The organism is Legionella stuttgartensis (assembly GCF_977063405.2).
Map to the genome: position 1 here is coordinate 528,380 of NZ_CDRUHA020000071.1, position 22,191 is coordinate 550,570.

Sequence of the window (22,191 nt, forward strand, 5' to 3'; positions counted from 1 at the left end):
CACCTTACAAATAAAATAAAGAGTATAAAGTCCCTTTTGACCTAAACTCAAGTTGCTTGAAAACATATATATTCGTTGCATTAGTTTAATGCAGTAACAATTCTATGAATTCATACACCCTTCACTGTTTCTTTCACTCAGCAAGATACAAAGCACGTGTCTTAATCTCTCGCCCCCCCAGAAGATGATCGATCGCTTGGCGCATAATAATTTTTGCTGATTTAAGATAAGGAGCCTCATTTAATTTATCTTCTGCCAATGCAAGAATATGTGCACCCGAAATTCCCCGGCTGTCGCGAATAAAACCTTCACCGGCAACAAATTGATAATATGAATCAGGAGCAATCAAATTTGCGCTACCTGCTTCCTGTGTTAATGAAAAGGAATAACCACATGCATGCAGCAAAGTCCACTCAAAACGTCTTAATAACGCTTCAATGACTAATCGTTCTTTTGCTAATGTTAGGCCATTTAAAGTAAATAAATAAGCATCAAACAATGCCGAATCAGAATAATTGCGACTTAAAGCATAATAAAGAATTTCGTTTATATATAAACCTGCGAAAAGTGAGCTACCTATAAGCTGAAGTGATGGGGAAGTACTTTCAACAGTTTGTACATAATATCGATCACGACGCTCGGCAAGATTGATCCATAGTGGGGTAAAAGGTTGTAAAAGGGCTTGCTTTTTTGGGGTACGCCCACCCTTATAAAGGCATTGAATTACGCCTAACTCACGCGTAAAAAAACTGACTTGAGCACTAGTATCCCCAGACCATTTTTTGTGTAAAACCCAAGCTGCTATTGTCCTAGTGGTCATAACCTAATTGTTTTAATATACGCTCGTCATCCGACCAGCCTGATTTTACCTTACACCAGCACTGTAAGAAGACTTTTTTGCCTAATAGTTTTTCCATGTCCACTCGTGCATTCGTTGCCATTTCTTTTAGTTTCTGTCCCTTATCACCAATGATCATTCGTTTGTGATTGTCTTTATCCACAAGAATCAGTGCATGAATACGCACGAGCGTGCCTTCATCCTTAAAGGATTCAATATCTACAGTAACAGAATAAGGTAATTCTTGTCCGCAAAAGCGGAAAATTTTTTCTCGCAGCAATTCCGCGCATAGAAATTTTATGGGTCGGTCCGTCAATTGATCATCTGGAAATAAATGAGGTCCCTCTGGCAAATAATTCTGTAGTTTTTCTTGCAACTCATCGACCTGTACTCCTGTTTTTGCGGATATAGGGATGATTGCTGCGAATTCATGTTTTTGACTTATTTGTTCTATCCAAGGTAACAACTGAGTCTTATCATCAATTTTATCTACTTTATTCACTACTAAAATACACGGTACTTTGGCTTGCTTTACTAAATTCAAAACGTACTCATCCTCGTCTTGCCAATGGGTTCCATCAACTAAAAAAGCAATCACATCAACATCCCGCAATACACTAATCGCAGTTTTATTCATCATGCGATTCATTGCTTTTTTAGTCCCTTGGTGAATTCCAGGGGTATCTACATAAACAAATTGGTAATCACCTTCAGTACGGATCCCTAAAATACTGTGCCGAGTTGTTTGTGGCTTTCTTGAGGTAATGCTAACTTTTTGCTGCATAATACAATTAAGAAGTGTTGATTTACCTACATTAGGTCTGCCAACTAAAGCGATATAACCACAATAACTAATCATTAAAATAGATTCCTGTTTATTTTTAAAACATTTTATCAGTGACACCATAAAATTTCCAGAATTGTAGCATTTCTACTTGATATTTCATTAAAAAACCAAGTATCCTGTGCAGTATGTGAACAAAGGATAGTTCCAATGTCTTATTTTGTAACATCAAAAGGCCGCACTCAACTTATCGTTCCCTTAGCCATTACCCCCTCTAGTCATCAAGCACTGCCCACCATAACAGGGAGTCCATTCAGTAACGAAGCCGGAACAGTAGTATACGGTCATTACAATATGGAATACCTTCTTCCAGGAGGAGACAGACTGCGCTTAATCGCTAATCATGATAAAAAAACAGTGCAGCTTATGTTATTTACGTATAAACCGGAGGTGATTCAACTACTTCCAGGTGATCGATCGTCTTCATTAGTAGCGAATGTTATTAGTAAAGTTCATCGCTACCGCATACGCTCAGGAAGCTATAGCCAGCCGCTAACTTCGACACAAGAACAAAAATTGAAGTTTGCTAATGAATGCATTGATTCTTTAAAAAAATTATTAAAAGAAGAGCGACGATTAACCAGTCAAGATCATAAAGGTCATGAGGCATTAAGAAAACAAGTGATTAAAATTATTGGCCACTATTCCGATCAAAATCGCTTGTTAGCAACTTCTCCTCTGGTATCCGAAGGCACTTTGGGAAACTTTCTTTACGAAGCCCATAAAACAGCACAACATTATTCTTTTAATCGTGTCTATTCTGTGTCACGACAAGATCAAATGGATTTCAGGCATATCGTAAAAAATCATGAAGCAAAACAACCATGCCTTGTCTGGGATAGCGAGCTTCATATAGGACATAACACTAAAGATTTGGATGATGCATTTAAAGTCATTTGTAGCTATTACAAATTATCCCCAGCTGGAACCTTGAGCAATATCCCTGCAAATCGATTTGCACAACTTGCAGCTTTTTTTAATAAATTGTGGCGAGATGGCCATGATTGGATCAATTATCTGGCAATTGATAAGAAACCAGAACACAAAACAGAAATAGTGCAACGATTAGATGGCTTAACGATAACAAAGATTACTCCCTACTATAGGCTACAAGGATTTCCACAAAAAGGTTACCCCGATTTACCCACTCTAATACGCCAATTCATTAACAGTACCAGCCCACCAATATTTGCTGATACCACAAAAAAAGCAAAAAAAAGGATCAGTAAACTGCCACATGGTAGTTGGGCCATTATTGCTGAGGAAGAGCTTATCCTAATCAGACAGGAAAACAAAATAATGCAATTACGCTATTTTGTTCATGAGGGGCTCTTCTACCCTTTGCCAGAGGGACAAGATTTATATACCTTAGGACAAATCAGTAAACGTCATCTCTACTTACCAGAACGTGTTAGTCTCAAGCTTAATGCGTTTATTTCACGTATACCTCAGTTTTTCTATAAGTTCTATAAAAGCATGCATCACTTTATTATCCATGATCTGCGTGATGATTTTTTCAGCCATATACACGACACACACATCCCAAAATTAGATAAGCTTAAAGAACTAAAAAGCAAAAACAACAAAGCAAGAAATTCACTAAGCTCAGCATTGGAAAATAAAGGACTTTTAGCTAATGGCCAAACTTTAGAAGAATTTATTAAAGAGCAAATTAGCAATAGCCCTTACATTATTGCTCGCCCCAATCACCCACCAAGTCACCATGCTTATGATAATCCGCTTCATCGAACCTTAGAAATAATACGCCATATAGCCAGTTTTTTCATTGACGTAAGCGAGCAAAATCCGTTGATCGGGACTTTAGCAATGGCTGCCTATGCATACGGCGGTGGAGCAGTACTTGCTCCCGAGTTCCTTAAATCAATTTTAACTAAATTGCACTTACATGGTTTAATTGCGGGGATTGAACCAACACAAAAACTGGCTCACTGGATGAGTCATGGAACAATCTCTGAAGCGATTTCTGCATCAATGACGTACTGGCAAAGCGTCGTAGCAGGTGGAAATTTGGATAAATTCTTTGTTGAAGCGTTCAATATACTCAAAGAAGATCCGGCAGAAATTGCGATTATCGCTTCATTAGCACTTAGCCTCGGTTATGGATTAACTAAAGCAATTCCCTCCTTGGGACGTGAAATGGGGGATTTTCCTTACACCAATTATGCCGCTTTAGGTGGAAAAGGAGGCGCAGCAATTTATGATACAATTATGCATCCTGGTGATGATTGGTTCCTGGGTACCTGTAAGTGGTTGTGTAAAGGCTTTGTTACTTTAGGAAAGCTATGTATCGCTCCTTTTTTTGAAAGCTATCATTATGGATTTCATGAAGGATTTCTTAGAGGTTGGCAAAAAAGTGGAGTTCTTCTTAAGAGCGTCAGTAAACAAATTCTTGCAGCCTCTGCTGATTTTATTTTAGCGCTCCTCACCATTCCAATTATCGAAGTCAGCGCTCTTTTTATTCATGTCCCATTTCGTGGCGTTACAAATCTACTGACTAAAATACTTGCTATTCTTGGAAATATCAGTGCTATAGGAGAATTATTCCTTTTCTTTTCAGCAAGACCACATTCAGAGAATTTAATCTCCAATTTTAGATTATCACCACTTTATGGTTTCACCTGGCCGCTTGACCATTTTTCTGATAATCCATTGGTCAATCTCTGTATTAATATGGTTCGTGCTCTATGCATTCCATTATTACAATTAATAAAAAACCTGATTATATTACCCATTTTGGATTTTATTTCTTTCTCTGCTCGCATAGCACTTACTATCTTGGATCCTATAACACGTATTCTTGCCTATTCTGTAGGAAGTATTATCAGCGCAATTGGCGAAGTCTGGGATCATTCTTTTGGATTTTTGTTTAGCACTAGTGCAAAAGGGGTCACTTCGATTTGCAATTGGATCGATAATCAAGCGAGTGCATTAAAACAAACCTTATTATCGTTTATAGAAAGTCAACGCGGCGATTTATATTATTGGGCATTTGCAGAGGAAGATCTAAAATCACATACTACTTTGAATGATGCGGAATATTATTCAAGTGATCCGAGACGTTACGAATTAATCCCGCATTCAAAGAGTCATTGCCTATTACAAACGCTCCTAGACAACGGAAATGATTCACCATTAAAAGAAAAAAATCATGAACCTATTACTCACCATCCTCCTATATTGGCAGTAAAAAATTCGAAAAGTAGGGCAAAAACTTCTTCCCAAGAAGAAATAATTAACTATAGTATGTAGCATGCTTATCAAAGCATTAGCTTGCAATTCATGCTGATTTATTGACCAATCTTGTATATAATTAAATTAAGATGTGGAATGAGGATATGTACATATGACGCAATTAAAAGAAACCTTAGAACCCATCGTTTCTCAAGATAATTTGATTTTTAAAGAGCTTGACGAGTCTATTTATTCAAAACAAGAAGCACAACAGCTGAGATTTTCTTCGTCTTCAAATGAGGAACTTGATGCTAATCCTTCTACAATAGATCTAAGTAATTTTGGTTTGAGAAATCCTAACGATATAAAAATCTTCTTATTATCACCAGCAGGAGAAACTGTAACGCATGAAATTGGAGCTGAATTAATGCGAGAAAGAGTTTTTGAGGAAGAGCAGCAACTGCAAATATACGAACAAATTTTGTTGCAAGAACGTAAGAGGGCTTTAATATTTCATTGGTTACTTGGAGAAGAAGAAGAATCCGAAAAAGCACGACAGGAAATAATTCAAATGCAGCAGGAGCAAACTCGTAAATCTAACGAGCCAAGTACACCTAAAAAAACCGCTACTGAGCCTAACCAAGCCACTAAAGATACTATCGATGGGTACACTAAATCTATAGCGAAACTACAAAACGATCACGCAGCTCTTACAGACCGTTCAAAAAAGTTAGAAGCTGATCGGCAAATGATTACTGAAAAATATGATACTTATGATAAAGGCTTAGAAGACTTTAATGCAGCACGTTTTGAAGTAGAAACAGACGCGCAAATCAAAGAACAGATTAAAACACTCCAAAAAGAAGCGGACGAAACCGCAGACAAGATGATGGAACACGGTGTAACAGATAAAGAAGTTCAGAGATTAGGAAATCACCTCAATACTTTAAGTTTAAAAATAGCAAGTTTAGAAGATATACTAGCGACCCGATCCAGCAAAAAAAATGAAGATCCAAAAGTATTTGCTGATATTAACGGGAATACTAAGGATGCCAATGGCGTCCCTGTTACCTATAAAGATGCCGCCTTTGTTCTTTCTAAAGGACAAAAAGTTGAACGCGATGAAAATGGAAATTACTACCTTCTGAAAGCGGGTCAAGATTTAAAATCAATGGATACCCAAGCTCTAAATCAAGCAAAAGAAGATTTCCAACTGGCCAAAAGAGACATTAAAGTTGTAAAAGATGTAGTAAAAGATGTAAGACATGAAGAATTAGATCATAACTCATCACTTATTGCAAAAAACAAAGCTGAAAAATTAATGGTACAAAACCAAATTAATTTAATGCAAGCTGCTCGCAGCAATGCAGAACAAGCCCTGAAAGCCACCCCTGATGTACCTATGCAGTCGCCAGGATCAACAATTACAACTCAAAACATTGGTCTTGGCATCACTCCTATGCCAAACCCAACACAATCACCTAAGATGTCCTCAGCGCCCACGCCATCACCACAGATTTTTAATGCTGCTGCGTTTGTACAAACTATAAGTAATGGCCCCAAACCTACTTGGGGCAGTTTGTTTTCTAAAGTTCAAACAATACAGGATCCCAGTGTCCAAAAAGATTTAGATAAATTTCTTACGGATGAAGCTAAGAAAGAAGCTAAGAAAAATATGTCAGAGGACAAAAAAAATGAAATGGACAAATTTAGCCCAGAAGCGCTAAAGCAAAAACTTATGGGTATGTTACGAAGAGCACCCGTTCCAGAGGTAGCGATGAATGGTTTCTTGAAACATATGGCCAAATTCGAAGAGGCCTATAAACCTAATGTCACTTCAGAAGAAAGTCCAGTAGCACAACGGGAACAGACACCTATTTCACCATTTAATACTACACCAAGTGCCTAAAACTTTATCATAGAAAAAGATACCCGAGTACATTTGTCAGAACTCTCGGGTACTTTTTTAAATAAAGTGAATCACCTTCCGGGAAACTAATCAATATCCCTAATTTCTTAAAATAAGATTCACAAATATACTTGCCAACACACACTAACTCTTCTAACATTAAACTTTGTGACTTAACCAAAGTTTACTAAAAAAATACATCACTGTAGGACTCACTATGATCTTAGATAAGTTACTGGGAAAGCAATCTGTAATTATATCACTGGATGTAGACAATTTTTTGTTTGAACGGTTAGAACAAATTAAAGCAGCCGGTTTCGATTTAGTTGAAATTAATTCAACAGATCAAAAATTATTATCCCAAGCAGTCGAACGTTGTCCTTCTCTTAAAATCGGTGCCGGTGGTGTGATTGATACACAACAACTCGAAAACTGCTATCAGGCAGGGGTACATTTTGCTACCAGTCCTGGTTACTTGCCAGCAATTGCACAAACAGCCAATGTTTACTCATTCAATTACTTACCTGGGGTTGCTACAATTTCTGAAGCAATGGCAGTGATGAGTCTGGGGTTTGCACACGTCCGCCCTTTCCCCGCTGACTTAGCTTTTTGTACGCTTTTAAATAAATGTCTTCCTCACTTAAAACTATTCCCAGCTGAAATTGAATGGGAAGAAGCAGAACATTTTCTTAATTTACCCTCAGTAGCAGCGGTGAGTATACATAATCCTGATACAAAACAGCTGGATGCGCTCACTACAAGTATTTTGGCATAATTTTAGTTTTTAAATCTTAAGTAAGATACTTATAGCTAATCTTTCCTTAATGTTATCAAGCCTATAATTAGGAGAATCACTGTGATTATAGGCTTCTACTATGCTTACTGAAGTTATATTAGATCAAACAATAGCGACTCTTTCTACCTATAAGGGAAAAACTAAAATTGATCCTGCATTTGATAAATACAAACAAGGAATAAAAACATCGCTTGTTGATTTTATTAACCAATGTAAAGCAATTCCTCTAGCCCAACAATTAGATCATATTGCCAAAGAAATGAAAGAAAAAACCGGAGGTATGTCTGCCAAAATTGAAAATAACAGTGGTAAAAAACGTAGTTGGACTTTAATTTTTACTTTAGCAGCATTAGCAATCGAAAGAAAACAAGATTTACCTAAAGATCATCCAGAAATCGCTTCCATTGATATGCTTTTATCTGGTTTCAGTAATGGCTGGGTCAATGAATTTGGTTCAATAGGATTTGGATTAACACTTAATGAAGAAGCAATAAATAATATTCTAAATGGAATGAAAGGCTGGATTCAAAAATATGACATCAATCAAGGTGAGCGAACCAAACATGATGTTCTATTGGCACTTTACGCTTCGGTATTCTCCCTTGAAGAAAAATTATCCAGCTCACCTCTAGCGCCTAAAAAATTTAAAGATGAAATGGGAATCATAAAAGTTCAGCTGATTGATAAATTCAATGAATTAAAAAACAAATTAGACATTAAAAAGCCCCCTTCAATTCAAGTAATTGATCCCCTAAAAGAATTGGCTCCTAAAGAAGAAATTTTATATCGACAATTCAAAGAACAATTAGAACACTTAAAAAAGAAACAAGAGCAAATTCAGCAAAATATACGGACCTTCCCACAAGCACAATTTGCGCGAATAACTCAATTGCAACAATTATTAAAGGATCCACCATCGGCAAGCAGCAAAGACCCAATGAGTGAATTTTGGAAACAATATGATACCCAAACAAAATTTAATCAACTTTTGAACGACCTTGATGTTCCCGAAAATGAGCGTCCTGGATGGAACGAATATTTTAAATACCAACATGGCTCATATCGCGAACAAGCCATCTCAATATTATGGACAGGGAGTTGGGGCCTACCCCAATTTATTGGAGGGGTTCCGAGTAATATGATTTCTTTGGAGTTGTTGCGTAGCAAAAGCGATGCAGCGATTAAACCGCTACAAGTAATACACGCACAAATTGAAGCGCAAAAATCAATTGTAGATTCAGAACGACCTACTCAACTTATACACAGCATAGAGGATGAATTAAAAAATTTAGCGGAATTAAAAAAGACCAAAATGGATGTCTTAGAAGAAGAGCTTGCTGATGTTATAGGTCATAAATCGACAAATGCATTGGCAAAGATAAATAGCGATATTGAGCAATTGAATAAGAGTTTAGAAAAACAGAAGAAAATGATTCAATCGCTTAAAAACATTCAGGAAAAAATAGAACTATTGAAGAAACTTGTGGATTGTACTGATGTAGAAGAAACTTTTAGATTATTCCTAAATGAAGCCAGTAATACAATAAGTCTTACATCTCAACCTTTACCCCCTGACTTACCAGCAGCCAAAAAAATCGCCACTTTGGAGCACTCAGTAGCTCGAGCTCAGTCTAATATATTGGGGCTCCAATTAAGCCTTAATCAAATGGCCAAAGCATTGAATCTTCAACAATCGAGTGCCATTGAATTGGTGTCAAAATTCATTCACACCAAAGAAAATACCCTAGGTCATACCCTATTATCCTTTTTTTCATCATCTTACAAAATAATGTTTAACGAGTTAAAAGAAGCGCTAAATGAGGAATCCCTTGAAATTCGTTTGAATAAAATGAAAGAGGTATTAGGCATCAGCGATGAACCTCAAAAAGAAAAAGAAATTTCAACTTATTTTAAGAAGCTAAAAGAAGAAGCACAAGAAGTGTTAAGTGAAGAACACTTCGAAGAAATACCAATACAAACAAAGCCTGCTTAGAATCTAATTAATTATTTTTATTAATCAATAAATCCAAAATAAAAAATGCAGCCCCAATACAAATCGCACTATCTGCTATGTTAAAAGTAGCAAAATGGTGGTGCTTATAATAGACATCAATAAAATCAATAACATACCCATGATATGCTCTATCAAACAAATTACCTATTGCTCCGCCTAAAATAAGACTGATTCCTGCCAAAAGTAGCTTAGCCTGACTTTCAGTACGATATAACCAGATAGCAAGGATACCACTCACTATTAAACTGAAGCCGGCAAAAAACCATCGATGCCAATCTCCGGCGCCGCTTAAAAAACTAAAAGCTGCGCCAGAGTTATAAGCCAAAGTAAAATTAAACATTGGAAAAACTGCTAATGGTTTATAAGGAGTTAAAAAAAACTCCACTAAGTATTTACTCGCTTGATCACTAATAACTACTAGAAGACTCAGAATAAACCATGGCCATTTTTTCATATAAATTGTCTCTCTTCCTCTTGTCCACTGATATTACCAACACAACGTAAACAGAGCTCAGGATGTTGCATATCTTGCCCAACATCAGGCCGTCTATGCCAGCAACGAGCACATTTTTCATACGTACTTGCTGAAACAGCAATCGAGACACCATATGCCGTAGTAGGCAGACCGGAAGGAGCTGAACTCATGGGGTGTACAGCTGCATCTGATGTAATTAATAAAAAGCGCAACTCCTCGCCTAAACGAGTCAGTTTAGGTAAGACTTTGTTGTCCGCATATAAAGTTACCTCTGCAGCTAATGCAGAACCGATTTCTCCTTTTTGACGTGTTTCTTCCAAAGCCTTATTTACTTCATCACGGATTAAATGCAGCTCATCCCAATCCGTCATATTCACATCATCAATATTTGGCCAAGCATCATACCAAAGTTCAGTAAAGACTGATTCTTGATTATAACCAGGTATATAGCGCCCTATCTCCTCGGCTGTGAAGGATAATATAGGAGCTAACCAAAGAGTGAAGGCCCTAATGATGTGATACATTGCAGTTTGACAGGAACGTCGGGCTTTGCTTTCTTTTGCAGTGGTATATTGTCTATCCTTAATTAAATCCAGATAAAAGCTTCCCATATCTACTGCACAGAAATTGTGAATTTTCTGGTAAATAATATGGAATTGATAGCCTTCATAGGCTTCTATAATTTCTTCTTGTAAGAGCTGAGTTCGCTTTAATGCCCATTTGTCCAACTCCAAAAGATCTTTATCGTGTACACAATCCTTTGTTGGATCAAAATCAAATAAATTTGCTAGTAAAAAGCGAGCTGTATTACGAATTCTGCGATAAGCATCTGCATTTCTTTTAATAATTTCATCTGAAATGCTCACTTCATGTCGATAATCCGTAGAGGCTACCCATAAACGTAAAATATCAGCACCATGTTGATTGACTAATTTATCTAAAGCAACATAGTTTCCTTTAGATTTAGAAAGCTTCTTACCTTCAGCATCCACGGTATAGCCATGAGTTAACACGGTTTTATAAGGAGCAACACCATACATGGCTACGGAAGTGGTTAATGAAGAATTGAACCAACCGCGATGTTGATCTGAGCCCTCAAAATAAATATCTGCTGGGAAAGCCAAAGCTTCATTTTGTTTCAAAACAGCAAAATGGGTTACACCTGAGTCAAACCAAACATCCATGGTATCATTAATTTTCTCATAAAACTCAGCATCATCCCCAAGTAACTCTTTTACATCCATTTCGAACCAGGCATCGATCCCTGCTTTCTCAATAAGTAAAGCAACTTTTTCAATAAGCTCAAGTGTATTAGGATGCAATTCACGCGTCGCGCTATGTACAAATAAAGGCATAGGAGTGCCCCATGCTCTTTGTCTTGATATACACCAATCAGGTCTGTTTTCAACCATATTGCTAATACGAGCCTTACCCCAATCAGGAACCCAAGTTACTTTATCAATTTCTTTAACGATATGTTCTCTTAATTGGCTTTTATCCATAGAAATAAACCATTGAGGCGTAGCCAAGAAAATCATCGGTGATTTATGACGCCAGCAATGAGGATAACTATGTCTAATATTTTCTTTAGCTAAAAGGACGCCTTTTTCAGATAAAACACCCAAAATAGTATCATTAGCCTTTAATACAGAAAGACCTGCGAATAGTTCAACATCATCAGCAAAACAACCATTTCCTTTAACTGGATTAATCAAAGGCAAATTATATGCCTTACCAACTAAGTAATCGTCTGGTCCATGAGCAGGCGCGGTATGTACGCATCCAGTACCGGACTCAGTAGTTACATGCTCACCTAATACCACAGGAACAAAGCGATTATAAAAAGGATGTTTCAATTTCAAATGTTCAAATACCTTTCCTTTTACCGAGCCACGAATGGTATATTGCGTCATCCCATAACGAGCCATCGCCGATTCAACCAAATCAGTAGCAAGTATCCAATATGCATCGCCCGTATCTACTAAAGAATAGTCAATTGCGGGATGCAAACATACCGCTTCATTAGCAGGTAAACTCCATGGAGTCGTTGTCCAAATAGGAAGACCCAGTGGTTTTAATTCTGCCTTTACTTGAAACAAATGAATAAATTCTTCGGGATTTACTGCAAAAAAAGCGACATCAATCGATGAAGAGGTTTTCTCATCGTAATCAACTTCTGCCTCAGCTAAAGCAGAACCACAATCAATACACCAATGTACTGGTTTAAAACCTTGTTGCAAATGACCATTTTTGATGATTAGGCCCAATGCACGAACAATATTGGCTTCATAACGAAAATCCATTGTGACATAAGGATTATACCAATCGCCAAAAACTCCAAGTCTTTGAAATTCATCGCGCTGAATATCAATTTGGCTCGCAGCATATTCACGACATTTGGTACGAAACTCTCGAGCAGATACCTTATCACCAACTCGGCCTATTTTTTTCTCTACATTAAGCTCAATCGGTAACCCGTGACAGTCCCATCCAGGAACAAAGGGTGCATCATATCCACTGAGTGATTTTGATTTAACGATAATGTCTTTAAGAATCTTATTTAACGCATGACCGCAGTGTAAGTGACCATTCGCATAAGGAGGACCATCATGCAGAATGAAGCGCTTACTTCCAGTGCGGGCTTTACGGATTTTTTCATATATTTTTTTTGCCTGCCAATCAGCCAAAACCTCAGGCTCTCGAGTAGCTAGGCTTGCCTTCATCGGAAATGAAGTATTAGGAAGATTTAATGTATCTTTGTATTCTGCCATAAGAGTTCGCTCTGCAAAATCGTTAAACTTTTGGTGACTACTCACCCCGTATCAGGATATAGCTCGCATTTGGTGCATATTATGTGAAAAATATTTTGAAAGACCGCACATCATCCCAGCCCTTCCAAATGTTTTTATTCAATCTGCACCCAAATCTACACCTAGCTTTGATATAGAGGTAATTTCATTACAATTCTTGAGGAATTCTTTCGCCACCGCAATATCATCATAAATCTGTGCAATTAAAGCATCCACCGAAGTGAATTTAACCTCATCACGTAATTTGTGCAAGAAAAAGACCTGCAATAATTCACCATATATTGACTGATCAAAATCGAATAAATGCACTTCCAAAATATTCTTGCTGCCATCCACGGTAGGACGGCGCCCAACATTAGCAACACCATATATTATTTTGTTAGCAATTCGAACCTGGACTGCAAATACCCCTTTTAAAGGTAGCGAAGTTCGATGAAGAGCCAGATTCGCTGTAGGAATCCCCCACTGACGTCCTCGTCCATCTCCATGTAATACACGCCCACAAATATTATAAGGTCTACCCAGATATTTAGAGGCCGTATCTAGCTCGCCATGTTGTAATGCTGTTCTAATTCGCGTTGAGCTGATTCGATTTTCATTAATACAAAAATTTGAATAGATATTCACATCACAAGCAAATTCCGAGCTAAGTTTTTTCAATAAGCTCACATCACCTTCTCTATTTTTACCAAAACGAAAATCTTCCCCTATGAGCAGATATTTCACATTGAGTGTAGAAAATAAATAAGTACGGACAAAATCAGCCGCTGATGTTTGCGCTAATATACTATCAAATTTTAAACAGTATATATAATCAATCTGGCATGCGCGTAAAGCATCTAATTTTTCTCTTAAACTGGAGAGTCGAGCAGGTGCTTTCTCCTGTTGAAAATATTCTCTTGGTTGTGGTTCAAATAGAATAAGGACTAAAGGCAACTTTAAGTCATTAGCTTTTTTTCTTAAAGTCCTAATAAGATTTTGATGACCTAAATGTACGCCATCAAAATTACCAATAGTAGCCACCACTCCTTTATCAAAAGCAGAAAAATGTTGAATCCCGCGCAACAATTTCATAATAATTCAATCGTGTAACTCGAAACCTAGTAGTATACTTGTTTTCTGCCCGGTTGAGAAATAATTAGAAGATTGAATAATCTATTAGAGGTCATTGCAGACTCAGGGGAAACAAAGCGTAAGCTAAGTGTTAAATGATTATCCTCTGCATTCGCTTTGTTTCCCTGGGGCATTCTTATGATTTTTCTGGATGAATCGAGCGGACAATCAAAACATCACATTGAGCTCCATGCAAAATAGAGTTTGCCGTTGAGCCTAATAATAATGAAAGCCCGTGCTTTCCATGACTTCCCGTAACAATTAAATCGATATGTCGCTCGTTTGCGACTCTTAAAATCTCATTCTTGGTGGAACCAAACTCGATAAATCGGTGTTTTGCATCCACACCCAACTTTTCAGCTAATTCATTAAGCTCTTTTTCGGCTTGCTCACGAATAGATAATTCAACCTCAGCAAATCCGGCAAAACCAGGATAAGCATATGCAGGAATGGGCTCTACGACATGAACTAATATCAAATCAGCGCCATTCTCATCAGCAATTTTTTTTGCTTTATGGGCTGCTATAATACCAACCTCGTCAAAGTCAGTAGCAAATAATACCCTCTTATACATCATTTTCTCCTTATAATTCTGATGCCTATTTATAGACTAGCAGATTTAAAATTAATTGCATTACAAATAGAACGTGTTTCTTATCGTAAAGAAAATATTATTAAAATATCCATTCTTTGTAATTCTATCTTGAGTTGGAGTGTATGAAATTCCAATGAATTGTATGCTATTTACTCAGCCCTAAACTTTTCTTAATAAAACCTTAATGTTTATATAATAAACTTATAGCCCAGTTTTAAGTCACAACAATCCATCAATTAGGAGTTTTATATGCCTAAGGCTTTTACCCACTTATGCAAAAAAGTTAATCTTAGTTTATACGACAATACCTTGACTGTTTATCCCAAACCAGATCTGCAAAAGCTTCCACCTGTAAAAGATGAATTAAGCTTACTTTTTCTTCTATTGTTCTCTAAGATGGATTGCGTTAGTGCTGAAGTTGATACCTTCTTTATGGAGCGCGCCAATGAGTTAGGTGTTTATCGTTTTGTACATCGCGACGATTTAGATCATTATTTATATCATCAAGATGGTTTTCAAATGGATGATAACCATTATCATGCTCAATTTGCAATATCCATTGATGAACGTAAATTAGATAGCATTTTAGATATATTACAGAAATATTCCATTATTTCAGAGGATGAACATACAAGCTTCGTCAAAGCATATCATGATGCGAATACTATTCCTAAAAAAGATCTTGCCACAAAGCAAGATAGAGATGTTGCTACTGCAACTAAAACGAAAGCAGCAAAACCTACTTTCGCAGGGTTAAAACCAGGATTTTTCCTTTCAAAACAAGATCAGTCTGAGAGTTTCGATAACCATAGTATTCAGCCCTCACGACTCATTTAAAAGCCCAAGATTCTTGAATCTTGTCTCAAATCAACGTGCCTCATTTTAGGCACGTTGCTTCATTACCTCAAACGAACGAATATTCACTTCCACTGGACTGTACCAATCAATTCTGATTTTTATCTCTTAATCTAATATGCTCTTCAGCTTTAGCAATAGCTTTCCGAATTGCATTGGCTTCTTCGGATTGTTCTGGAGCCAGCTTTAACAAGCGTTGCCAATAGCTTATTGCATCCTCATACGCATGACTCACAAATGCATCCATAGCAAGCATGGCTAATGCATCAGGCTGATTTGGATTATTTTTTAATAACCGTTTAAATATCTCTGTAATTTGTTCGGTAAATTGCTGATTACTCAGAACCCATAGGCTATGTGCATAATTGACAGCGTACTGTTCATCATTAGGATTAAATTGATATGCTTTAGCAAAAGCATCTACTGCATTTTTTCGTTTATTTTGGCTACTGTACAAACGCCCCAAAAGATACCATCCTTTGGCACTTTTGGGAGTATCATCCAATTTTGCCCGTAATTTATCGATTAATTCTTGCGGACTTTTAACGGACTCCAGCATTTTTTTAGCTTGTTCTTGGGAATTCAAATGATGGACGTGCTCTAGCCAGCCCCCAAAACCGCCCCAAGAAAAATATCCTATAAATGCTGCTAAAAAAATACTCGGAACCAACAACAAACTGGCGATAAAATGACGTCTGAATGGATAAATTATGAATATGCAAGCTAAACCTGTTAGACCTGCTAATGCCCCTAATAACCACCATTCATTCATAAGAAACTCACTAATTTTAAATATAATCTAGGTTTAAGACATTCACTCCATGACTCACTAACCTAGTTCAACGGAAGTGTACTTCTTCTCTCGAGTTTTAAAACACGCCTGCCAGAAAATAAGAAATCCTAATAATAAAAATAAAATAGGCCCAAACCATAGTAAAAATGTCACCGCCTTAACAGGAGGTTTAAATAGGATAAAGTCTCCATAACGAGCAGTAAGATAATCACTGATTTCACTATCACTCTTTCCTTGTTTAACCATTTGATACACTTGAGCACGCAAGTCTTTTGCTAATTCAGCATTAGAATCCGCCAAATCTTGATTTTGACAAACCAGGCAACGCAAATCCTTGAGTAGATGGTTAAACTGAGCTTCTTTTTGAGCCGAATCCAAGGGATAAGTGCTGTTTGCCCAAACGGATGAACATAAAAAAAGTAAAAATCCAAAAAAGATAAGGCCTATTCTCATGAAGTCTGCTCCAACTGTTTGATCAAAGGCGAAACCTCTTTTAACCACACCTCTTGAGTCATAACTCCTGCATGCCGATAACGAATTATTCCTTTTTTATCAATCAAAAAAGTCTCTGGTGCGCCATAAACTCCTAAATCGATCGCAACCTTCCCATCTTGATCTTGGATAATAAGTTTATAGGGATTTCCCCATTGCTCTAGCCATCGAAGTGCATCAGGCGCTTTGTCTTTATAATTTAACCCATAAATTGGTATTCCTTCGCGTGCCAGTTGCAACATAAAAACTTGCTCATCAATGCAGGCCGAACACCAACTGGCCCACACATTTAACAAAATCACCTGATCGCGTAATTGATTGGAATTAAAAAACGTGTTCGGAGCATGCAATTGGGGTAGACTAAACTCAGGCAATGACTTCCCCAGCTGAACAGAAGGCAACTCGTGTGGATTTAGAGACAAACCACGCCAAAGGAAAACACAAAGCAGCACAAAAAGAGTAATTGGAATAAGCTTCCATCCTATTTTTTTCATGCGTTTAACTCCTGGACTCCAACTACTGCTGTCTGTCTTTTTCGATAATATCTTCTGTCAGTCAATGCCAAAAAGCCACCGGCCAAAATCATAAATCCACCCGCCCAAATCCAGCGAATTAAAGGCTTAAAATAAAGTCTTACCGACCATGAATCATTGGTTAATGGTTCACCCAGGGCAATGTAAATGTCTCTAAAAGGTGTCACATCAATTGCTGATTCAGTCATAGGCATTTGACCTATTGTATATAACCTTTTCTCAGGATAAATCATCTTCGTTTTACCATGATAATCTATTTTGAATTGTGCCTTGGTTCCTTTATAGTTGGGGCCAGATAATGGCTCTTGCTGTACAAACTCAATAGAATAACCTTGCAAATCGACTTTTTTTCCGGGCTCCATTTGTACATCATCTTGCACACCATAAGCAGTTGAAACCGCAATACCGATTACTGTAGTAGCTACTCCTAAATGCGCCAATATCATCCCCCAGTAAGCCTGCCCTACTTGGAATAAACCACGCTCATAAATTCTTCTATAGGCCGCCTGAACGGTACTTAAAATCACCCAAAAAGCAAGGATCAATCCCATAAAGGCAGAAATGTTCAATTGTCTGGAAGAAGTAAGTAATAATACAAAAGGAAGTAAAAAACTAAGAAATGCCGTTTTCCAAAGTTTTTTTAGCACATCACGCCAACGATCACTGTTCCATCTTAAATGGATACCTATTCCCATTAATAACAGCATAGGAACCATCAACGGAACAAAAACCGCATTAAAATAAGGAGCGCCTACAGATAATTTACCCAGCCCCAAACCTTCAACAAGCAAGGGATATACTGTTCCCATTAAAACAGTAAGCATAATTACCACTAAAAAAACGTTATTTAATAACAAAGCACTTTCTCGTGAAAAAGGACTAGGGTGGCTGCCTGAGTGCAAATTTTGTGCTCTGAAAAGAAACAATAACAAAGAGCCGCCAATAACGAATATTAAAAAGCCTAAAATATATAATCCACGCTGTGGATCTACGGCAAATGCATGAACCGAAGTAAGAACCCCGGAACGTACAAGAAAAGTACCTATTAAGCTTAAAGAAAAAGCTGCAATTGCCAACAACATAGTCCATGCTTTAAATTGTTGACGCTGCTCAGTCACTGCCAAAGAATGCAGTAAAGCAGTTCCAACTAGCCAAGGCATAAAAGAAGCATTTTCTACCGGATCCCAAAACCACCATCCTCCCCAGCCTAATTCACGATAGGCCCACCAACTTCCTAAAGTAATCCCCGCAGTTAAACAACACCAGGCAGCTAAGGTCCATGGCCTAGTCCATTTGGACCAACTTGTTTCTACCTTGCCAGCCCATAGTGCTGCAATAGCAAAAGCAAAAGCAACAGAAAAACCGACATACCCCATATACAACATTGGTGGATGAAATAAAAACCCTGGATCTTGTAATAAAGGGTTCAAGTCACGACCTTGAGTATCTAAAACTTGAAATTGACGTAAAAAAGGATTGGAAGTAGTGAGTAAAAACAGAATAAAACCGATACTTAACCAACCAAGAACGACTAAAACACGCGTACGCATCTCCTTGTCGAGACCCGTACTGCAAAAAGCTACAAGTAACATCCAAAAACTAAGAATGCAGACCCATAACAACATAGAACCTTCATGCCCGCCCCAAACAGCGCAGAGTTTGTAAAACCAAGGTAAGGAAATACTGGAGTTACTAAGTACATAAATTACTGAAAAATCATTCTTTAAAAAACAAAGGGTGAGGAAAAAATAAGACAAGCCAATAAAAACAAACTGACTGACTGCATAGGTGCGTGCAGCCTCCATCCAATTACTGCGTTTTAATTGCAGCCCTGCAAGCGGTATTAAGGCAAGCATTACGGATGAAAGCAAAGCCAAAATTAAAGAAAAAACCCCTAATTCTGCAATCATGAGTGTACCTTTTTAGATAAAGCGGCTTTCACTTCCGGCGGCATATAATTTGCGTCATGTTTCGCCAATACTTGTGAGGCACGAAAATGTTGATTGTCAATCAGCTGCCCTTCAGCAACTACCCCCTGCCCCTCTCGAAACAAATCAGGAAGAATTCCCTTATAAGTTACGGTAATTGTTTGATCAAAATCGGTTATCCTAAACGTTACATCCAAACTTTTTTTCGAACGGGTAATGGAACTTTTCTCAACCATTCCACCTACCCGAATATTATGTTGGTGTGGCGCTTCACCAGCTACAACTTGGGTTGGAGTATAAAACAAGCTAATATTTTGCCTTAGAGCATATAAAACCAACGCAGCTGCAATGGATAAAATAGACAGGGTAAATACTAAAATCATTATCTTGCGTCTGCGTATTGGAGTCATTTTTATCGCTTAAACCATTGTTGTAATTTTTGGCGTGTTTGTTTTCCTTTCCATTTCATACCTAATAAATTCATGACTAAAACAACACAAACTAAACCATAAGCGGGCCAGACATAAATGGAATATCCCCCCATTGCCAACCATTCTAAAAATTGATTCATTTAACGTCCCCTTCAAATTGAATCTTGACCCAGGATTGTCTTTTTTCCCTAATCAATAATTCTTGCCGAGCTTTTTCTAAAATAATCCACAGACAATATAAAAAAAATCCAGCAATGGTCAACAATAAAGGATATAACATGCTTCCATCAATTTTAGGTTTAGCAAAAACCGACAAGGTAGACCCCTGATGGAGAGTGTTCCACCAATAAACAGAATAATGAATAATTGGTAAGTCAAGAATTCCAACTAAAGTTAAGATAGCAATGATCTTATCCCCATCTTCTTTGTTTTTTATAGCATAGTGAGTCGCTAAAATCGCAGCATAAAGCAATAAGAGGATCAATTCAGAAGTTAAACGAGCATCCCAAACCCACCACGCGCCCCACATGGGTTTTCCCCAAATACTTCCGGTTACCAGCGCAAGAAAAGCCATACTAAGACCAATTTGAGCCACAATATTAATTAAAAGACCTGCTATCTTAATACGCCAAACCAAAAGTAATACCGCTAAAAACCCCATCCAAGCGTATAGCATCATCGACAAAAACGCACTGGGCACATGCACATAGATAATACGGAATGCATCACCTTGTTGATAGTCAGGCGGCGTAAATGCCAATCCCCAAACAATACCAACAAGTAACGTAACTAAAGCCCCCACTGCCAAGCTTGGAATGAGGCGTCCAGTAAAACGATAAAATAACTTAGGCGATGCCAGTTGGTATAATAATTTCCACATAGGAACAATTGAAATCAAAAGAACCGGATTTTATCACGTATCCACCTATTCGCAAACATTTAGGATCTGTTTCTCTTTCTCAAGATTCAGCAAAACAGTCCAAAAAATAAGAATAAAAATAAACTACTCAACGTGACTGATGCGCATCACACCGGCTATTGCGTAAGGTAAAAAACCTGTAGCAACTACAGATATTGCTAATAACAAGGCCAAATAGGCACTAATTGGTAACCCTTGCATGGCAATATTTAAAGTTCCACTTCCAAAAATTAATAAAGGTAAGGTTAATGGCAATAAAATCAAAGCCATCAAAAGACCTTTTTGATTGACCCCAACACCAAAAGCAGCGGCCAAGGCACAAAGAAAGAGTAACGCAGGAGTTCCGCAAATAATAGTCAGCGCAAGTACTTCTGTTTCCCAGACATTTAATGAAAACAATAAAGCGATTAAGGGGCATAAAATAAGTAACGGCAGCAAATTAAATAACCAATGCGCAATAACCTTTGCACCAACGAGTAAAGGTAACGACTGACCAGAAACAATCCATTGTTCAATTACCCCATGCTCATAATCTTGTTGAAACAAGCGCTCTGCCGAGAGCAATAAAGATAGAAGTATTGCCATCCAAACCAAACCAGGTGCTATAGTCCTAAGCAAAACAACTTCTGGCTTCACAGTTAGAGGAAACATAAAAAGGAAAATTAATAAAAATAAGCATGAGTTTATTAAAAAACGAATTTGTCGTACTTGAATCAACAACTCGCGTTTGCATTGTTTGGTAAATAAAGAAAACGATGAAATCACAAACAATACTCCTCATAATCAGAGGGACTGAGTGGTAATTGCTGGTGCGAAGTCAATAAAACGGAACCACCCTTTTTTCGATGGGCTGCTATTTTATCCATAATCCGAGTAATCGCCTTATCATCTAGTGCAACTAAAGGCTCATCAAGCAACCACAATTTAACATCAGCGAACCACAAACGTAGCAACCCAGCTTGTCTACGCTGTCCTGCGGATAATAAGCCACAAGGGATATCCAGATGATGTTCCAGTTTAAAAATCGAAGCAAATTCGTCTAAATTACTCAACTCATCATGCTTGATGGAACGTGACGATGAAGAACTATAATGAAGATCAAAAAAACAATTTTCTTTTAAAGTTAAATTAGGATTAATTCCTGTTTTGTGGCCAACAAAACATACCTGGCGTTGATAAGACGCTCTGTCATGGTCTATATTTTGTCCTTGAAATTGAATTTCACCCTGATGCGGATGATATAAACCAGCGATTAATTTCAATAAGGTCGTCTTGCCTGCGCCATTTCGCCCCCGTAAATGAATTAAGCCCCCTGACGGTAAATGAAAAGCCACTTTATTTAATAAAGGTTGATCTTGATAATCAAAATCAAGATTAATCACATCAAGCATAGGTCAACAACACATTGGGTTAATATTTATGTAGCCTGGGTGAAGCATAGCTGAACCTTGAAACCTTTCAACTTCATAATTCTCGTTTCTGCTGCTTCTCTACCATTAAGTCATTCAAGACATCTGTCAGGTGAGAATCTATTTCGATGCGGTTCTGAACCACTCTAAAAATAGATCTCCGCATTCGCGGAGATGATAAACATTATGCTTCTCTGGCAGTGCTGCTACGCCACTCACGCTACACTTTAATAAAAGAATAGTAC

General features: G+C 37.6%; 20 protein-coding genes. 5 read left to right on the top strand and 15 right to left on the bottom strand.

Annotated elements, in window-relative coordinates; translation table 11 throughout:
* Nucleotides 1-133 precede the first annotated feature (133 nt).
* A complete protein-coding gene (gene recO / locus ACWTEW_RS26920; RefSeq protein WP_454781159.1) occupies nt 134-820 on the bottom strand; it encodes a DNA repair protein RecO in 687 nt (228 codons plus the stop codon).
* Complete coding sequence (era, locus tag ACWTEW_RS26925; protein WP_454781160.1) at nt 810-1,697, bottom strand: GTPase Era; 888 nt, start codon at nt 1,695-1,697, stop codon at nt 810-812. Before era ends, recO begins: the two co-directional genes overlap by 11 nt.
* A gap of 135 nt (nt 1,698-1,832) precedes the next feature.
* Here era and ACWTEW_RS26930 point away from each other — a divergent pair, with 135 nt between their 5' ends.
* The 4 genes from ACWTEW_RS26930 to ACWTEW_RS26945 all read left to right on the top strand — a co-directional run bounded on the left by ACWTEW_RS26930 (nt 1,833) and on the right by ACWTEW_RS26945 (nt 9,572).
* A complete protein-coding gene (locus ACWTEW_RS26930) occupies nt 1,833-4,952 on the top strand; it encodes a hypothetical protein (protein ID WP_454781161.1) in 3,120 nt (1,039 codons plus the stop codon).
* A gap of 94 nt (nt 4,953-5,046) precedes the next feature.
* The gene (locus tag ACWTEW_RS26935; RefSeq protein ID WP_454781162.1) at nt 5,047-6,783 is read left to right on the top strand and encodes a coiled coil protein; all 1,737 of its coding nucleotides are present in this window, start codon (nt 5,047-5,049) and stop codon (nt 6,781-6,783) included.
* A 217-nt stretch (nt 6,784-7,000) separates the two neighbouring features.
* On the top strand, nt 7,001-7,558 hold the full coding sequence (locus ACWTEW_RS26940) for a bifunctional 4-hydroxy-2-oxoglutarate aldolase/2-dehydro-3-deoxy-phosphogluconate aldolase (RefSeq protein ID WP_454781163.1): 558 nt from the start codon (nt 7,001-7,003) through the stop codon (nt 7,556-7,558).
* Between the two features lie 100 nt (nt 7,559-7,658).
* Nucleotides 7,659-9,572, top strand: coding sequence for a hypothetical protein (locus tag ACWTEW_RS26945; protein WP_454781164.1), 1,914 nt, complete (start codon nt 7,659-7,661; stop codon nt 9,570-9,572).
* Nucleotides 9,573-9,579: 7 nt separating this feature from the next.
* On the opposite strand, the gene lspA is transcribed toward ACWTEW_RS26945, so the two are convergent.
* The 4 genes from lspA to ACWTEW_RS26965 all read right to left on the bottom strand — a co-directional run bounded on the left by lspA (nt 9,580) and on the right by ACWTEW_RS26965 (nt 14,565).
* Nucleotides 9,580-10,047 (bottom strand): signal peptidase II, encoded by a 468-nt coding sequence (gene lspA, locus ACWTEW_RS26950; protein ID WP_454781165.1) that lies wholly within the window; start codon nt 10,045-10,047, stop codon nt 9,580-9,582.
* Complete coding sequence (ileS, locus tag ACWTEW_RS26955; protein WP_454781166.1) at nt 10,044-12,839, bottom strand: isoleucine--tRNA ligase; 2,796 nt, start codon at nt 12,837-12,839, stop codon at nt 10,044-10,046. Before ileS ends, lspA begins: the two co-directional genes overlap by 4 nt.
* Before the next feature lie 138 nt (nt 12,840-12,977).
* Complete coding sequence (gene ribF, locus ACWTEW_RS26960) at nt 12,978-13,952, bottom strand: bifunctional riboflavin kinase/FAD synthetase (protein ID WP_454781167.1); 975 nt, start codon at nt 13,950-13,952, stop codon at nt 12,978-12,980.
* A 175-nt stretch (nt 13,953-14,127) separates the two neighbouring features.
* Nucleotides 14,128-14,565, bottom strand: a complete 438-nt coding sequence (locus ACWTEW_RS26965) for a universal stress protein (RefSeq protein ID WP_454781281.1) — start codon at nt 14,563-14,565, stop codon at nt 14,128-14,130.
* Nucleotides 14,566-14,835: 270 nt separating this feature from the next.
* On the opposite strand from ACWTEW_RS26965, the gene ACWTEW_RS26970 reads away from it, so the two are divergent.
* The gene (locus ACWTEW_RS26970) at nt 14,836-15,423 is read left to right on the top strand and encodes a hypothetical protein (RefSeq protein WP_454781168.1); all 588 of its coding nucleotides are present in this window, start codon (nt 14,836-14,838) and stop codon (nt 15,421-15,423) included.
* Nucleotides 15,424-15,529: 106 nt separating this feature from the next.
* On the opposite strand, the gene ACWTEW_RS26975 is transcribed toward ACWTEW_RS26970, so the two are convergent.
* The 9 genes from ACWTEW_RS26975 to ccmA form a co-directional block, all read right to left on the bottom strand.
* Nucleotides 15,530-16,213, bottom strand: coding sequence for a tetratricopeptide repeat protein (locus ACWTEW_RS26975; protein ID WP_454781169.1), 684 nt, complete (start codon nt 16,211-16,213; stop codon nt 15,530-15,532).
* 57 nt (nt 16,214-16,270) lie between these two features.
* A complete protein-coding gene (locus tag ACWTEW_RS26980; protein ID WP_454781170.1) occupies nt 16,271-16,687 on the bottom strand; it encodes a cytochrome c-type biogenesis protein in 417 nt (138 codons plus the stop codon).
* Nucleotides 16,684-17,220 (bottom strand): DsbE family thiol:disulfide interchange protein, encoded by a 537-nt coding sequence (locus ACWTEW_RS26985; protein ID WP_454781171.1) that lies wholly within the window; start codon nt 17,218-17,220, stop codon nt 16,684-16,686. Before ACWTEW_RS26985 ends, ACWTEW_RS26980 begins: the two co-directional genes overlap by 4 nt.
* Complete coding sequence (locus ACWTEW_RS26990) at nt 17,217-19,169, bottom strand: heme lyase CcmF/NrfE family subunit (RefSeq protein WP_454781172.1); 1,953 nt, start codon at nt 19,167-19,169, stop codon at nt 17,217-17,219. The genes ACWTEW_RS26985 and ACWTEW_RS26990 overlap by 4 nt, the downstream gene beginning before the upstream one ends.
* Nucleotides 19,166-19,597 (bottom strand): cytochrome c maturation protein CcmE, encoded by a 432-nt coding sequence (gene ccmE / locus ACWTEW_RS26995; protein ID WP_454781173.1) that lies wholly within the window; start codon nt 19,595-19,597, stop codon nt 19,166-19,168. The genes ACWTEW_RS26990 and ccmE overlap by 4 nt, the downstream gene beginning before the upstream one ends.
* Before the next feature lie 2 nt (nt 19,598-19,599).
* Entirely contained in the window at nt 19,600-19,758 is a 159-nt protein-coding gene (gene ccmD / locus ACWTEW_RS27000; RefSeq protein WP_058468303.1) for a heme exporter protein CcmD, read from the bottom strand.
* Nucleotides 19,755-20,498 carry a heme ABC transporter permease CcmC gene (ccmC, locus tag ACWTEW_RS27005; RefSeq protein ID WP_454781174.1) on the bottom strand — a complete coding sequence of 248 codons (744 nt, stop codon included), beginning with the start codon at nt 20,496-20,498 and terminating at the stop codon, nt 19,755-19,757. The genes ccmD and ccmC overlap by 4 nt, the downstream gene beginning before the upstream one ends.
* Before the next feature lie 123 nt (nt 20,499-20,621).
* Complete coding sequence (ccmB, locus tag ACWTEW_RS27010) at nt 20,622-21,302, bottom strand: heme exporter protein CcmB (protein WP_454781175.1); 681 nt, start codon at nt 21,300-21,302, stop codon at nt 20,622-20,624.
* Nucleotides 21,299-21,928 carry a heme ABC exporter ATP-binding protein CcmA gene (ccmA, locus tag ACWTEW_RS27015; RefSeq protein WP_454781176.1) on the bottom strand — a complete coding sequence of 210 codons (630 nt, stop codon included), beginning with the start codon at nt 21,926-21,928 and terminating at the stop codon, nt 21,299-21,301. The genes ccmB and ccmA overlap by 4 nt, the downstream gene beginning before the upstream one ends.
* Nucleotides 21,929-22,191 lie beyond the last annotated feature (263 nt).